The 15,489-nt window shown below is 67.1% G+C and carries 14 protein-coding genes; 9 read left to right on the forward strand and 5 right to left on the reverse strand.

The window, feature by feature from the left end:
* Positions 1-9: 9 nt before the first annotated feature.
* Both XM50_RS04050 and XM50_RS04055 read left to right on the forward strand, forming a co-directional pair.
* Positions 10-489, forward strand: coding sequence for an MOSC domain-containing protein (locus XM50_RS04050; RefSeq protein WP_331386555.1), 480 nt, complete (start codon positions 10-12; stop codon positions 487-489).
* Positions 414-1,604 (forward strand): phosphoglycerate kinase, encoded by a 1,191-nt coding sequence (locus XM50_RS04055; RefSeq protein WP_046407562.1) that lies wholly within the window; start codon positions 414-416, stop codon positions 1,602-1,604. Before XM50_RS04050 ends, XM50_RS04055 begins: the two co-directional genes overlap by 76 nt.
* Before the next feature lie 63 nt (positions 1,605-1,667).
* Here the strand turns inward: XM50_RS04055 and XM50_RS04060 are convergent, their stop codons facing one another.
* The 3 genes from XM50_RS04060 to XM50_RS04070 all read right to left on the reverse strand — a co-directional run bounded on the left by XM50_RS04060 (position 1,668) and on the right by XM50_RS04070 (position 4,921).
* Positions 1,668-3,284, reverse strand: coding sequence for a choline dehydrogenase (locus XM50_RS04060; protein WP_046407563.1), 1,617 nt, complete (start codon positions 3,282-3,284; stop codon positions 1,668-1,670).
* 108 nt (positions 3,285-3,392) lie between these two features.
* On the reverse strand, positions 3,393-4,352 hold the full coding sequence (locus XM50_RS04065) for an NADPH:quinone oxidoreductase family protein (protein WP_046407566.1): 960 nt from the start codon (positions 4,350-4,352) through the stop codon (positions 3,393-3,395).
* Complete coding sequence (locus XM50_RS04070) at positions 4,349-4,921, reverse strand: TetR/AcrR family transcriptional regulator (RefSeq protein ID WP_231621846.1); 573 nt, start codon at positions 4,919-4,921, stop codon at positions 4,349-4,351. The genes XM50_RS04065 and XM50_RS04070 overlap by 4 nt, the downstream gene beginning before the upstream one ends.
* Positions 4,922-5,016: 95 nt before the next feature.
* Here XM50_RS04070 and XM50_RS04075 point away from each other — a divergent pair, with 95 nt between their 5' ends.
* The 4 genes from XM50_RS04075 to XM50_RS04090 all read left to right on the forward strand — a co-directional run bounded on the left by XM50_RS04075 (position 5,017) and on the right by XM50_RS04090 (position 10,690).
* Positions 5,017-6,276 (forward strand): acetyl-CoA C-acetyltransferase, encoded by a 1,260-nt coding sequence (locus tag XM50_RS04075; RefSeq protein ID WP_046407569.1) that lies wholly within the window; start codon positions 5,017-5,019, stop codon positions 6,274-6,276.
* 58 nt (positions 6,277-6,334) lie between these two features.
* Entirely contained in the window at positions 6,335-7,933 is a 1,599-nt protein-coding gene (locus XM50_RS04080; RefSeq protein ID WP_046407570.1) for an acyl-CoA synthetase, read from the forward strand.
* Entirely contained in the window at positions 7,930-9,522 is a 1,593-nt protein-coding gene (locus tag XM50_RS04085) for an AMP-binding protein (RefSeq protein WP_046407571.1), read from the forward strand. The genes XM50_RS04080 and XM50_RS04085 overlap by 4 nt, the downstream gene beginning before the upstream one ends.
* Before the next feature lie 187 nt (positions 9,523-9,709).
* A complete protein-coding gene (locus tag XM50_RS04090; RefSeq protein WP_046407572.1) occupies positions 9,710-10,690 on the forward strand; it encodes an RcnB family protein in 981 nt (326 codons plus the stop codon).
* Between the two features lie 57 nt (positions 10,691-10,747).
* Here XM50_RS04090 and XM50_RS04095 read toward each other — a convergent pair whose 3' ends face one another.
* Complete coding sequence (locus XM50_RS04095) at positions 10,748-11,536, reverse strand: SDR family oxidoreductase (protein WP_046407573.1); 789 nt, start codon at positions 11,534-11,536, stop codon at positions 10,748-10,750.
* Between the two features lie 140 nt (positions 11,537-11,676).
* Between XM50_RS04095 and XM50_RS04100 the strand changes: the two genes are divergently transcribed.
* From XM50_RS04100 to XM50_RS04110, 3 genes are all read left to right on the forward strand, one after another.
* The gene (locus XM50_RS04100) at positions 11,677-12,495 is read left to right on the forward strand and encodes an SDR family NAD(P)-dependent oxidoreductase (protein WP_046407574.1); all 819 of its coding nucleotides are present in this window, start codon (positions 11,677-11,679) and stop codon (positions 12,493-12,495) included.
* On the forward strand, positions 12,492-14,006 hold the full coding sequence (locus XM50_RS04105) for an MFS transporter (RefSeq protein WP_231621847.1): 1,515 nt from the start codon (positions 12,492-12,494) through the stop codon (positions 14,004-14,006). The genes XM50_RS04100 and XM50_RS04105 overlap by 4 nt, the downstream gene beginning before the upstream one ends.
* Positions 14,007-14,348: 342 nt before the next feature.
* A complete protein-coding gene (locus XM50_RS04110) occupies positions 14,349-14,873 on the forward strand; it encodes a CHAP domain-containing protein (RefSeq protein ID WP_197075346.1) in 525 nt (174 codons plus the stop codon).
* 48 nt (positions 14,874-14,921) lie between these two features.
* Here XM50_RS04110 and msrB read toward each other — a convergent pair whose 3' ends face one another.
* A complete protein-coding gene (gene msrB / locus XM50_RS04115) occupies positions 14,922-15,413 on the reverse strand; it encodes a peptide-methionine (R)-S-oxide reductase MsrB (RefSeq protein ID WP_046407578.1) in 492 nt (163 codons plus the stop codon).
* Between the last annotated feature and the right edge of the window lie 76 nt (positions 15,414-15,489).

Below are 15,489 nucleotides of genomic sequence, written 5' to 3' on the forward strand. Positions count from 1 at the left end.
CGAGCACCCATGGAGGTGTTGACCAATGCCGAGGTGACGCCCGAGGGCGGCATCGTCGGTGATTTTCGCGGCGCGATGAAGGGCAAGCCGTACAAGCGGCAGATCACCCTGATCGAGCGCGGCGACTGGGACCGGGCGATGGCGGAAGTCGCGCACGCCATCGGCTGGGAAGAGCGGCGCGCGAACCTGCTGGTCGATGGGTTCGACCTGCCGCAGACGGCGGGCTGCCGGGTGCGGATCGGCGCGGACGTGATCCTGGAGATCACGCGTGAATGCGATCCGTGCGAGCGGATGGAAGCGCTGGCCGACGGGCTGCGCGCGGCGCTGACCCCCGATTGGCGCGGCGGTGCGTGCGCGATGGTGATAAAGGGCGGCCATATTGCCGTCGGTGATGCAATCAGGATCGAGGAATCATGGCCAAGTCATTCCGGACGCTCGACGACATCGGTGACATCCGCGGAAAGCGCGTACTCGTCCGCGAGGACCTGAACGTTCCCTTCGCCGACGGGCAGGTGACCGACGACACGCGGCTGCGCGCCACCGTGGCGACGGTCAGCGAGCTGGCCGACAAGGGCGCGATCGTGCTGATCCTGGCGCATTTCGGCCGGCCCAAGGGCGTGCCGAGCCCCGAATTGTCACTGGCGCAGATCGTGAAGCCCTATGAGGCGGTGCTGGGCCGCCCGGTGCGCTATATCGACTGGGAAGGCGATGCGGCGAATGTCGCGATGCTCCAGCCGGGCGATATCGCGGTGCTGGAGAATACGCGCTTCTTCGGCGGCGAGGAAAAGAACGATCCGGCGGTGGTCGATCGCTTTGCCGCGCTGGGCGACATCTACGTCAACGACGCCTTTTCGGCGGCGCACCGTGCGCACGCCTCGACCGAGGGGCTGGCGCACAAGCTGCCGGCCTATGCCGGGCGGGCGATGGAGGCGGAGCTGGACGCGTTGCAAAAGGCGCTGGGCGAGCCGGAGCATCCGGTGGCCGCGGTGGTCGGCGGGGCCAAGGTGTCGACCAAGCTGGCGGTGCTGAAGCACCTCGTTGGCAAGGTCGATCACCTGATCATCGGCGGCGGGATGGCCAACACCTTCCTGGCGGCGCGCGGCGTCAATGTCGGCAAGAGCCTGTGCGAGCATGACCTGACCGGCACCGCCGACGAGATCATGGAAGCGGCCGATCGCGCCGGCTGCACCGTGCATTTGCCCTATGACGTGGTGGTCGCCAAGGAGTTCAAGCCGAACCCGCCGACGCGCACGGTAAACGTGCATGAGGTGGCCGCGGACGAGATGATCCTCGACGTCGGGCCCGCCGCGGTCGAGGCGCTGGGCGACGTGCTGAAGAATTGCCGCACCCTGGTGTGGAACGGGCCGCTGGGCGCGTTCGAGACGCCGCCGTTCGATGCGGCGACGGTGGCGCTGGCCAAGACGGCGGCGGCGCTGACGGTTGACGGCAGCCTGGTATCGGTCGCCGGCGGCGGCGACACGGTGGCGGCGCTGAACCATGCCGGCGTGGCGGACGATTTCACCTTCGTCTCGACCGCTGGCGGCGCGTTCCTGGAGTGGATGGAAGGGCGCGAGCTGCCGGGTGTTGCGGCGCTGATGCGCTGACGAAACTGATGCGCTGACGAGACTGGCCGCTCCCCGGACATGATCCGGGGAGCGGCCGATCGGTCAGGCCGCGAGCGCGGCCGGCCGTTCCACGCCGCGGATCATGTCGGCGGCCTTCTCCGCGATCATGATCGTCGGTGCATTGGTGTTCGATCCCACCAGCGTCGGCATGACCGAAGCGTCGACCACGCGAAGGCCAGTGAGGCCGCGCACGCGCAGTTTCTCATCGACCACCGCCATCGGATCGCCATCGGTGCCCATCTTGCACGTGCCGACGGGGTGGTAGATCGTTTCGGCATTGGCGCGGATCCAGGCGTCGATCTGGTCGTCGGACTGGATATCGCGGCCGGGCGCATATTCGGCGCCGCGATAGGGATCGAGCGCCGCCTGATAGGCGATCTCCCGCCCCATATGGACGCAATCGCGCATGACGCGGCGGTCCACCTCACTCGCGAGGTAATTGGCGTAGATCAGCGGATCGGCGGTCGGATCATCCGAGCCGATGGTGATGCGGCCGCGGCTCTCCGGGCGCAGCTGGCACAAATGGAGCGAGAAGCCGTCCGATTTGATGCGCGTCTTGCCGTGATCCTTCATGATCGCGAGCACGCCGTGGATCTGCACGTCGGGGCGCGACAGCCCCTCGCGCGAGCAGAGGAAGGCGCCGGATTCCAGGAACTGCTGACGCCCGAGGCCGGTGCCGCGCAGGAGATATTCGAGGCCGACGCGAAGCTGGCCCAGCCCCTTGGTCTGTGAGTAGGCGGTGAGCAGGCCCTTGCTGTGCCAGCTCATGATGATGTCGAGATGGTCCTGCAGATTCTCGCCGACGCCGGGGAGGTCGTGGACCGGGCGTACGCCGACCTCGCGCAGCTGCGCGGCGTTGCCGATGCCGGAGAGCTGGAGGATCTGCGGGCTCTGCACCGCGCCGGCGCACAGGATCGCCTCGCCCGCGACCTCGACCCGTTCGGGCTGGCTGCCGTGGAGGTAGGTGACCGCGACCGCCCGGCCGCCCGCGACGACGATGCCGGTGGTGCGCGCGTCGGTGATGACGGTCAGGTTCTTGCGGTGCTGCACCGGGCGCAGATAGGCGGCGGCGGTGGACCAGCGCTGGCCATTGGCGATCGTCAGGTCGTAGCGGCCGAAGCCTTCCTGGTCGGCGCCGTTGAAATTGTCGCACGAGCGGTAGCCGGCCTGCACCCCGGCGTCGACCAGCGCGTCGTGGAACGGGCTGTCGCTCTCACCCGGCGAGACAGTGAGCGGGCCGTCCGCGCCGTGATGCTCGCCGCCGCGGTGATGCCCCTCCAGCTTGCGGAAATAGGGCAGGACGTCGGACCAGGACCAGCCGGTCAGCCCCATCTGGCGCCATTCGTCGAAATCCTGCGGGTGGCCGCGGGTATAGACCATGCCGTTGATCGAGGAGGATCCGCCCAGCCCCTTGCCGCGCGGCCACCACAGGCGGCGGTTGTCGAGATGCGGTTCGGGCTCGGTCCAGAAGCCCCAATTGTGCTTGCCCTTGGCCTTGATCAGGCTGCCGACGCCGGCCGGCATCCTGACCAGCAATTCCTTGTTGGGGCCGCCCGCCTCGAGCAGGCAGACACTGACCGCGGGATCCTCACTGAGCCGTGCCGCCAGCGCACAGCCGGCCGAACCCCCGCCGATGATGACGTAATCGAAACCGGGCATCTTGCCTCTCCACTTTTTTCTGTTCTGCGATCCCGTTGGGCGGGATTCTTGTTGGCTTGATGATGCTATTGAAGTCGCGGTGGCGATGCCAGCCCGGACGTGGCCCGTTCAGGGCACGAGGACGATCTTTCCCACCATGTCGCTGCGCGCCATCGCGTCGAACGCGGCGCGCCAGTCGGCCAGCGGATATTCGGCATGGACGCGCGGGCGGATGCGGCCTTCGCTGGCGAGCGCCCAGATCGCTTCCTGATTCTCGCGGCCCTTGTCGGGGAATTGCCGGCCATATTCGCCGGCACGCACGCCGATGACGGAGAAGCCCTTGATGAGCGGCATGTTGGTCGAGACCCTGGCGATGCGGCCGGAGGTGAAGCCGACCACGCACAGCCGGCCGCCAAAGGCGATCGAGCGGACCGATTCGTCGAACACGTCACCGCCAACCGGATCGTAGATCACGTCAGCGCCGCCGCCGGTGAGTTCCTTCACCGCGTCGCGAAAACCGGGCGCGGGGAGGGTGGCGTCGACGCCATATTCCTCCGCCAGCACGGCGAGCTTCTCGGGCGAGCGGGAGGTGGCGATGACGCGCGCGCCGAGCCCCTTGGCGAGATCGACCGCCGCCAACCCGACGCCGCCGGTCGCCCCGTGGACGAGCACCCATTCGCCCGCCTGTACCTTCGCCAGCCGGACGAGCGCGACATAAGCGGTGAGATAGGCAGCGCCGACGCCGGCGGCCTGGGCAAAGGAGAGGTGCGGCGGCTTGGGACGGACCGCGGCGGCATCGACCAGCACCATATCGGCAAAGCCGCCGAGCCGCGTGCCGGCCACGACTGCGTCGCCCGGGGTGAAGCCGTCGCCGTCGATGACCTCTCCTGCCACCTCCATGCCGGGGGCGAAGGGGAGCGGTGGTTTCAGCTGATATTCGCCCCGGGTCATCAACAGGTCGGGGAAGTTCAGTGCCGCCGCCTTGACTCGGATCAGCACCTTGCCCGGCGTGGCGACGGGATCGGGCACGTCACGAAGCGCGGTGCCCGACAGGTCAGGCGAAAGCTGTGAGACGACCAATGCCCTCACGGACGCGCCACCAGGATGTCGAGCAGGGATTCGAACAGGCTCGACATTTCAAGGTGCGGGGCGTGCACCTTGCTGAGGCCGAGGGTGATGAGGCCGTAGGCGCGTATCTCCGCCTCCTCGCGGCTGAAGCCGGTCGCCATGAGGTTGCGGGCGAGGAAATCGAGCATCAGTTCGTCATGGCGTTCCACCGCGACACGGGCGCGCGGGTCGCTTTCCGCCCAGGCGCGCATCGCCACCGCGATTCGCGACGAGCCGCGCCGGCGCACGGTCTGCCCGAGCAGCCGGATGCGGTCGATCGGTTCGGGCGTGGCGCGTTCGAGCGCGGCGATGAGATCGCTGACCTGATCCTCCGCGAAATAGGCCGCGAGCTTCCCCTGGTAATCATCGAAGTCGCGGAAATGGTGATAGAAGCTGCCGGTCGAGACCTTCAGCTCCTCCGCCAAGGGGCGCAGCTTGAGCGCGCGCAGCCCGCCGCGGCGCAGCAGCGACTGACCCGCCTCCAGCCAATCGCGTGGCGTGAGATCGGTTGAGCGCGGCGCAACCACCGGTGCTGAAGCGGCGGGCGGCACGCTTGACATCCTGTCTACCATAACGAAGGTTATGCCGGAAATCCGCGCCGGTAAAGGGCCGGTCGGGGTGAGATTCTTGGAGAGGTTTGGAAGCAATGGCCGACGCTTACATCATCGACGCCGTCCGTACGCCGCGCGGGATCGGGAAGCAGGGCAAGGGCGCGCTGGCGCACATGCACCCGCAGCATCTCGCCGCCACCGTGCTGAAGGCGTTGAAGGAGCGCAACAACCTGAACACCGCCGAAGTGGACGACATCATCTGGTCGACCAGCTCACAGCGCGGCAAGCAGGGCGGGGACATGGGCCGCATGGCGGCGCTCGACGCGGGCTATGACGTCAAGGCGTCGGGCACGACCCTCGATCGCTTCTGCGGCGGCGGCATCACCGCGGTGAACTTCGCTGCGGCGCAGATCATGAGCGGCATGGAAGACCTCGTCATCGCCGGCGGCACCGAGATGATGAGCCTGACCGCGGCGATGAGCCAGGAGGACATGGAAAGCGGCAAGCCGCCGCTGGGCATGGGCTCGGGCAACGAGCGGCTGAACCTGAGCCACCCGCAGTCGCACCAGGGCATTTGCGGCGACGCGATCGCCAGCATGGAAGGCTTCACCCGCGAGCAGCTCGACAATGCCGGCCTGGAAAGCCAGCAGAAGGCCGCCAAGGCGATCGCCGAGGGCCGGTTCAACAAGTCGATCGTGCCGGTGCTGGACGACGAGGGCAATGTGGTCCTCGACCATGACGAATTCCCGCGTCCGCAGACCACGGCGGAAGGGCTCGCCAGCCTGAAGCCGTCGTTCGCGGCGCTGGCCGACATGCCGTACAACAAGGCGGGCGACACGTTCCGCAAGCAGATCAACCGCAAGTATCCGGACCTGGAGATCCAGCATTTCCACCATGCCGGCAATTCGTCGGGCGTGGTCGACGGCGCGGCGGCAGTGCTGCTGGCGTCCAAGGAATATGCCGAGAAGATGGGCTGGAAGCCGCGCGCGCGGATCGTGGCGATGGCGAACGTCGGCGATGATCCCACGCTGATGCTGAACGCGCCGGTGCCGGCGGCGAAGAAGGTGCTGGAGAAGGCGGGCCTCACGAAGGAGGACATCGACCTCTGGGAAATCAACGAGGCCTTCGCGGTGGTTTCCGAGAAGTTCATCCGCGACCTGGAACTGCCGCGTGACAAGGTGAACGTGAACGGCGGTTCGATTGCGCTCGGCCACCCGATCGGCGCGACCGGATCGATCCTGATCGGCACCATCGTCGACGAGCTGGAGCGCCAGGAAAAGCGCTATGGCCTCGTCACCATGTGTGCCGCAGGTGGCATGGCGCCGGCGATCATCGTCGAACGCCTGGCCGCCTGATCACAGCAGAAGCAAGACCGCGAGCGGGCCGAGAGCGCCCGCCGCGGCGGAGAGAATGATGACGCACCCGTACAAACATGCCGCCGCCACGCCCGACAAAGCCGCCTATGTGATGGCGGGGACCGGCGAGACGGTCACTTTCGCCCAGCTCGATGCGCGCGCGAACCAGGGTGCGCATCTGATCCGATCGCTGGGCCTGAAGCGGGGCGACGCGATGGCGATGATGATGGACAATTCGCCGCGCTATTTCGAGGTCGCCTGGGCGGCCGAGCGCGCCGGCGTCTATCTCACCTGCATCTCGTCCAAGCTGATGGCCGGCGAGGCGGAATATATCGTCCGTGACGGCGACTGCCGCGTGTTCATCGCGTCCAAGGGGTGCGCCGCCTGTGCGGAGGCCGTGCTGCCGCTGATCGGCGATCTGGTCCATTACATGGTCGACGGTACGATCGAGGGTTATCAGAGCTGGGAAGAGGCCTGCGCCAGCCAGCCGACCACGCCGATCGCCGATCCGTCGCCGGGGCAGATCATGCTGTATTCCTCCGGCACGACCGGCAAGCCCAAGGGCGTCCGCTTCGCATTGCCCGAAGAGCCCTATGGCGAGAATGTCTCCCCGCTGATGATGATCGGGCAGGGGCTGTACGGCTTCAACCCGGACATGGTCTATCTGTCGCCCGCGCCGCTGTATCACGCCGCGCCGCTGCGCTGGTCGATGGCGGTGCAGCAGTTGGGCGGCACCGTGGTGGTGATGGAACGCTACGATCCCGAAAAGGCGCTGGAGGCGATCGAGACGTACAAGGTGACCCATGCGCAATGGGTGCCGACGCACTTCATCCGTATGCTGAAGCTGCCCGAGGACGTGCGGCGGAAGTACGACGTCTCCTCGTTGAAGGCGGTGTGGCATGCCGCCGCGCCGTGCCCGATCCCCGTCAAGGAGGCGATGATCGAGTGGTGGGGCCCGATCATCGGCGAATATTATGCCGGGACCGAGGGTAATGGTTTCCACAACATCCTGTCGCCCGAGTGGCTGACGCACAAGGGATCGGTCGGTCGCAACCTGACCACGATCACCCACATCTGCGACGAGGACGGCAACGAAGTGCCGCCGCGGACCGAGGGCACGATCTATTTCGAGGCGCCGGTGACGGACCTGAACCCGACCGGTGCCGCGCCGTTCAGCTATCACAACGATCCCGAGAAGACGAAGGACAGCACCAACGCCAAGGGCTGGACCACGCTAGGCGATGTGGGCTGGATGGACGAGGAGGGGTATCTCTACCTCACCGACCGCAAGAGCTTCATGATCATTTCGGGCGGGGTGAACATCTATCCGGCCGAGATCGAGAATTTGCTGATCACGCATCCCAAGGTCGCCGATGTGGCGGTGATCGGCGCGCCGCACGAGGAGATGGGCGAGCAGGTGGTCGCGGTGATCCAGCCCAAGGATCCGGGCGCGAATGAGGAAGCATTGGCGAGCGAGCTGGCGGAGTTCGCCCGCGCGAACCTCAGTCACGTCAAATGCCCGCGGCGGTGGGATTTCCGCGCCGAGTTGCCGCGGCATGACACGGGCAAGCTATACAAGCGGCTGCTACGCGACGAATATTGGGGCAAGACGAAGCCCGCCGAGACAGCGCCGGCCCCTTCGGAGCAGGCGGCATGAGCTTCAACTTCGGTGACCTGATCGAGGCGGTGGAAGCCGCAGTGCCGGGTGACCGGGTGGCGCTGGCCCATGGCGAGCAGGTGATCGACTGGGACGGGCTGCGGGTCCAGTCGAACAACCTGGCGCGCGCGCTGATCGACCGCGGGCTGAAGCCGGGCGACCGCTTCGCCTTCTACGCCTATAATTCGGCCGATTATCTGGTCGCGCTGATGGCGTGCTGGAAGGCGCGGGGGACTCACGTCAACGTCAACTACCGCTATGTGGCGGAGGAGCTGGCGTACATCCTCGCCGACAGCGACGCGACGGTGCTGGTCTATGATGCGCGGCTGCGCGATTGCGTGGCCGATGTGGTGGACCGCTCGCCGCATGTGCGCAGCTATGTCGAGATCGGCGGCGATCCCGGAAGTCTGCCGCCCTTCGCCGAGGCGTTCGAGGATCTGGTCGCCGGCGATGGCGCGCCGGTGCAAATCGCGCGCGATCCGCAGGACCGGTTCTTCATCTACACCGGCGGCACTACGGGGATGCCGAAGGGCGTGGTGTGGAGCCATGCCGACCTGAACGCGATCGCGCATGGCGCGGCGGCGGCGGCGGGGCTGCCGGTGCCGACCACGGTCGAGGAAGCGGCGGCGATGGCGGCGGCGAACCCCGATTATCCGCGCACCGTCTGCGGCCCGCCGCTGATGCACGGGACTGGGCTGCTGACGTCCTATGGCTCGCTGCTCGCGGGCGGGTTCGTCGCGACGTTGCCGAGCCGCAGCTTCCAGCCGGAAGAGGCGCTGGACGCGATCCACCGCTGGCAGGCGAACCGGCTGGTGGTGGTGGGCGACGCCTTTGCACGGCCGATCCTGGAGGCGCTGGACGCCGAGCCCGGCCGGTGGGACGTGTCGGCGATGCGGCTGATCAACTCGTCCGGCGTGATGTGGACGCAGGGCGTGAAGGACGGGCTGATCCGGCACATGCCCGAGGCGACGTGCCAGGACAATTTCAGCTCCTCCGAGGCAATCGGCATGGGCGTGTCGCTGACCACCAAGGACGGGACGGTCGAGACGGCCAAGTTCGTGGTCGGCCCGCGGTGCCGCGTGCTCGACGATGACGACAAGGATGTGGTGCCGGGGTCGGGCGTCACCGGCAAGGTCGTGCTGGGGCCGCCCAACCCGGTGGAATATCACAAGGACCCGGAGAAGAGCGCGCGCACGTTCCGGCTGATCGACGGGGTGCGCTACACCGTGTCGGGCGATTATGCGCAGGTTGCGGAGGATGGCAGCGTCATCCTGCTGGGCCGTGGTTCCGCCTGCATCAATTCGGCCGGCGAGAAGATCTTCCCCGAGGAAGTCGAGGAGGCGCTGAAGCTGTGCCCGAAGGTGGACGACGCGCTGGTGTTCGGCGTGCCCGATCCGAAATGGGGGCAGGCGGTTGCGGCCGTCGTGCAGTCGACCGGCTTTGACGAGGATGCCGCGCGCGACGTGCTGCGCCAGCGGCTGGCGGGGTACAAGCTGCCCAAGACGATCATCGCCACCGACCAGTCGCTCCGCGCGCCCAATGGCAAGGCGGATTATGCCAAGGCAAAGGCGCTGGCGGGCGTTGCCTGACAGGGTTGGGCGGGGCGTTGCGCCTGTGCGCAGGGCCGCCCCGCCAGTCATTGCCATGTAACGGCGCGGGCGGCGCCAATCCTTTCATAATGCTGTCTGCTGCATTCAGCCGGTATTCGCCACGGCTCGCCTAATGGTTCGTCATAGGCAGGGCCGGCGAAGTGTGCCGGCGATGGAGTAATCAAAGATGGCCAGGAAGTTCATGGCGGCACTGATGGCGGCCGCGGCGCTGGTTCCGGGTATCGCGACCGCGCAGGATCGTGGCGGCGACCGCGGCGGTGATCGCGGGCGGCGTGCCGAGCGCCCGCAGTCGGGCGGCGGCTGGCAGGGTCGCCAGGGCGGGCAGCCTGGCGGCAGCTGGCAGCAGCGGCAGGGTGGCCAGCCCGGTGGCGGCGGGCGTCAGCGCGCGGAGCGGCCGACCCCGGCGCAACGTCCCGCACCGGCCCAGCGCCCCGCGCGGCCCGATGGCGGACGGGCGGACGCATGGCAACGTGCGCAGCAGCAGGCGCCGACTCGCAATTACCGGCCGATCCGTCCGCAGCAGGGCGCGCAGGCGCCGCGCCCGGAGCAGGTCCGTCCGGACCGCAATGCGGGACGTGACCGCGAGGCGTGGCAGCGCAACCGCCAGGCGGAGGCGCAGCGTAACTGGGCACGCAGCGGCGCGGACTGGAATGACCAGGCCCGCGATTCCGCCCGCCGTGCCCAGTGGAACGAGCAGCGCCGCTGGGATGGCCAGCGCGGCCGTGATGATCGCGACGGTTGGCAGCGCAACAGCTGGCGTGCGGGGAATTTCGACCGTGGCTATCGCAACGATCGAAATTGGGACCGCAACTGGGACCGCAATCGGGATCGGGGCGGGTGGAACCGCGACTGGCGGCGCGACAGCCGCTATGACTGGGCACGCTGGCGCAACAGCAACCGCAACGCCTTCCGCCTGCCGCGCTATTATGCGCCCTATGGCTGGAACCAGGGGTATCGCCCGTTCGGCATCGGTGCGGTCCTGACCGCCGGGCTGTTCGCGCAAAGTTACTGGATCAACGATCCCTGGGCCTATCGCCTGCCGGAGGCGTATGACGATTTCCGCTGGGTGCGCTATTACAATGATGCGCTGCTGGTGGACGTTTACACCGGCGAAGTGGTCGACGTGATCCAGAACATCTTCTGGTAAGAAAATGGGGCGGGTGGCCGAGCCATCCGCCCCGTTCTTTGGGTAATCGAGGACCGTTCAGGCGTCGATGCTGGTGCCGAGCGACGCGTTGACCAGGCCCCCGTCGACGACGAGCGTATCGCCTACCACATAATCGCTGGCGCGGCTGGCGAGGAAGATCGCGGCGCCGGCCATGTCATCGAAATTGCCGATCCGGCGCATCGGAATGCCCTTTGCGACCGTGTCGCCATGGTCGCGCGCGGCGCGGTTCATCTCGCTGGCGAAGGCGCCGGGGGCGAGGCTGGTGACGATGATGCCGTCCTTGATCAGCCGCGCCGCCATCCGCTTCGTCAGATAGATCAGCGCCGCCTTGGAGGCGTGATAGCTGTAGGTATCCCACGGATTGAGGCGCAGGCCGTCGATCGAGGTGATGTTGATCACCTTTGACGGGGCGTCATGGCTGGCCTTCACCTTCAGCAACTCATGCAGCGACTGGGTGAGGAAGAAGGGCGACTTGACGTTCAGGTCCATGACCTTGTCCCAGCCGGCCTCCGGAAACTCCTCGAACGGGACGCCCCAGGCCGCGCCCGCATTGTTGACCAGGACGTCGAGATGGTCCTCCCGCTCGGCCAGCGCCTTGGCCAGCGCGCGGCAGCCGTCGACCGTCGAGACGTCCATCGGCAGCGGGATGCAGTTGGGGCCGAGCTCGGCCGCGGTTTCCTCGCACGCTGCCGCCTTGCGCGACGAGATATAGACCTTCGCGCCCTGTTCGATGAACGCCTTGGCAATGATCTTGCCGATGCCGCGGCTGCCGCCGGTGACCAGCGCGGTGCGCCCTTCCAGGCTGAAAAGATTGTTCAGGCTCATCGTGATCCCTCCTCGTTTGCGGTGGGGCTAGCGAGCGCGCCGAAAGACGGCAAGCGGCCTACCGCTTTTTCGAACAGGTTATGATTGACGAAGGGCAGCGCCATACTATGCTGCCGAAAACAGAAAGACAGGACGAGAGGATGCGCTTTTCGGGTAAGCGTGCCGTGGTGACAGGCGGCGCGTCCGGCATCGGACGTGCGACTGCGCTGCGGCTGGCGGAAGAAGGAGCCGAGGTCTGGATCGGCGACATCGACGAGGAAGGTGGCGAGGAGCTGGCGAGCACCTCCAACGGCAAGATCCATTTCCGACGATGCGACGTCACCAACGAAGGTGACATCAAGGCGCTGATCGAGGCGCCGGGTGAGCTGGACGTCCTGTTCAACAATGCCGGCGCCGGCGGGGCGCCGGAAAAGATCGACGAAATGCCGGCCGATGGCTGGGACCGCACCCAATCATTGCTGCTGCGATCGGTGGCGCTGGGCATCCGATATGCCGCGCCGCTGATGGCGAAGCGCGGCGGCGGGGCGATCGTCAACACCTCAAGCGTCTCTGCCCTGGGCACCGGCTATGCGCCGATCGCTTATTCCACCGCCAAGGCCGGGGTGCTGCACCTGTCGAAGCTGGCCGCCGCGGACCTTGCCAAGAACAATATCCGCGTCAACGCGGTAATCCCCGGCTTCATCACCACCAACATCTTCACCCGGCACCTGAACGTGCCGGCCGACAAGCTGGAGCTGGCGAACCAGGCGATCGCGCAGGTGGCCGCGCACGCGCAGCCGGTGAAGCGGGCGGGGCGGCCGGAGGATATCGCCGCGGCGGTCGCGTTCCTGCTGAGCGACGAGGCCGGGTTCGTCACGGGCACACATCTGGTCGTCGACGGCGGCATCACCATCGGCACACGGCAAAGCTGGGATCCCGAACAGCCCGGGCTGTTCGCGGCGCTGGAGGCATTTCAATGAACGCCACAATCGCGAGTACCGCCAGCGTCGCGGTGCCCAGTCCGGCGCCGGCGCGTCGCCTGCGCCCGGGAACGATGGCCAGCTATGGCTTCGGCGCCGCGGCCTATGGCGTGAAGGATTCGGGCTTCGGCACGTTCCTCCTGCTGTTCTACAACCAGGTGATCGGGGTGCCGGCCGCGACGGTCGGCTTCGTCATCATGCTGGCGCTGATCATCGACGCCTTTGTCGATCCGACCATCGGGTTCCTGTCCGATCGCACGCGTACGCGCTGGGGCCGGCGGCATCCCTGGCTGTACGGATCGGCGCTGCCGATCATGCTGGGCTGGATCCTGCTGTGGAACCCGCCGCAATCGTCGCAGGCGGCGACGCTCGGCTGGCTGTTCGCGGTCGCCGTGCTCGTGCGCAGCGCCGTCAGCGCCTATGAAGTGCCGAGCCAGGCGATGGCCGCGGAGCTGAGCGCCGATTATGACGAACGGACGCGGATCATGGCCTATCGCTACCTGTTCGGCTGGGCCGGCGGGCTGGTGATGCTCATCGCGGCCTATTGGGTGTTCCTGTCGCCGACGCCGGAATATCCCAACGGCCTGCTCAATCCCGCGGGGTACAAGGGATTTGCCGTCGCCGGCGCGATCTTCATGGGGATCGCCATCCTGACGTCGGCGATGGGCACCCATCGCGAGATCCCGAACCTTCCGTCGCCGGTGATCGAGAAGCAGACGCTGAAGCAGAATTTCGCCGACCTGTTCCAGACGCTGAACAACAAGGCATTCGTGATCCTGATGATCGCCGGCCTGTTCGTGTTCACCAACCAGGGCATCACCTACGCGATCTCCAACTATCTCTACACCTATGTGTGGGGGTTCACGACGGTCAGCTTCCTGGGGCTGACGGTGCCGACCTTCGTGCCGCTGAGCATGGTGTTGTTCGGCGGCGTGCTGGTGGCGTTTGTCGTCGCGCCGCGGATCGGGGCGGTGACGAGCAAGCCCAAGGCGGCGTCGACCGCAGCGATCCTGGCGATCATCATCGGCACCACGCCTTATTGGCTGCGGCTGGCCGGCATGTTCCCGGGGCCGGAGAACCCGATGATGCTGCCGCTGCTGTTCGGCATGCTGGCGGCGGGGACGGCGGCGAGCGTGACGGCGCACATCCTGGGCGCATCGATGATGGCCGATGTGGTGGAGGATTCGGAGCAGCGCACCGGGCGACGTTCCGAGGGCGTGTTCTTTGCGGGCAGCTTCTTCATCCAGAAGTGCACCAGCGGCGTGGGGATCTTTGCCACCGGACTGATCCTGGCGGCGGCGAACTTCCCGGCGAAGGCGGTGCCGGGGCAGGTGCCGGTCGCGGTGCTGGATCGCCTGACGATTATCTACATCATCTGCGCCACGGTGCTCGCGCTGATCGCGGCGTTCACCTACCGCGCCTTCCCCTTCGGGCGGGCGGAGCATACCGCGCGGCTGGAGGCGCTCCGGATGCAGGCGCTGGACGCGGAGCGGATCGACCCGGTGCCGTAAGCACCTGCGCCAGCGATGAGGTGGAGGAGCCCTCGGGATCATCCCGGGGGCTCTTCTTTCTGCGTCGAATCCAATCGGAGTAAATGCAGGCGGAAACGGCGGTTTTTCAGCCTGCGGAAGCGTGAGAAGCGGCGGGCGGCCGCCGCCGGATGGTTAAAATACGGGTAGTTTTGCTGTTCGTCGGCGCCGCAACACCGTTCATCGGAATTGGTTCCCGCAACTATTGGTATTCAGCGGAACCCCCCGTAGCTGGACTGCAACGAACGTCGGTTTGGCCGGGGGGTCGCAGTGAATTTCAAGTCTTTGACGGCGCGTTTGGCGCTGGTGGTGTCGTGCGGCCTGATGACCGCGACCGCAGCCAATGCACAGTTCTGGCAGTGCGCACCTTACGCCCGTGAGATCTCTGGCATTCAGATTCACGGCAACGCCAATACCTGGTGGGGCCAGGCTGCCGGTCGCTACGAGCGCGGCAATACGCCCAAGGTCGGCGCGGTGCTTTCCTTCCAGTCGACCCGCCGCATGCGCGTCGGCCATGTCGCGATGGTCAGCCAGGTCGTCAGCGATCGCGAAGTGCGCCTGACCCACGCCAATTGGTCGCGCCGTGGCAAGATCGAGCGCGATGTGCGCGCGATCGACGTGTCCCCGGCCGGTGACTGGAGCATGGTCAAGGTGTGGTATGCGCCCAATGGCGGCCTTGGCACGTCCGACTATCCGACCAACGGCTTCATCTATGCCGATGGCGTTGCCGGTGCGCCGGTGATCCAGGCCGGCAAGGGCGAGGGTGCCGACGAGACGCGGCTGGCCAATCTGGCGATCGCATCGGCCGCATCGGTGCCGGTCAGCGGCGGCGTTTCGGTTTCGGACTGATCCCGGGCGGGCGCCAGAGCGCCCGTTCCTGACCGCCTGCGGCGCCTATCAGGCGGCGCGAAACTGTAGCGCGACCCCGTTCATGCAATAGCGCTTCCCCGTCGGCGGCGGGCCATCGTCGAAGACGTGACCAAGGTGGCCGCCGCAGCGGGCGCAATGCACCTCCGTCCGCGGGATGCCGAGCGAGAAATCCCGCCGCGTTCCCACCGCATGGCGCAGCGGCGCATAGAAGCTGGGCCAGCCGGTGCCGCTGTCGAATTTGGTGCGCGAGGAAAACAGCGGCTGGCCACAACCCCCACAACGAAAGATCCCGGGGCGCTTCTCGCGATCCAGCGGGCTGGAGAAGGGGCGCTCGGTCGCCTCCTGCCGCAGCACGCGATAGGCCGCGGGCGACAGGCGCTGGCGCCATTGTTCGTCGCTGAAGCGGACGGGGAAGCTTTCCGCGGCGGCGGGTGAGGCGCGGCAGGCGCCGAGTGCCGTTGCCGCGGCTCCCGCGCCGAGCACAGCCAGCATCTGCCGTCGATCGAGCGTCTGCCACATGGGTTTCGATATAGTGCGGGCAGGCGCGGCATCACAGGGGCTGGGAAGCGCGCGTCCAGCGTCAGGTGATCGGGCG

The organism is Sphingomonas sp. Ag1, from assembly GCF_000980895.1.
Classification (GTDB): Bacteria; Pseudomonadota; Alphaproteobacteria; order Sphingomonadales; family Sphingomonadaceae; genus Sphingomonas; species Sphingomonas panaciterrae.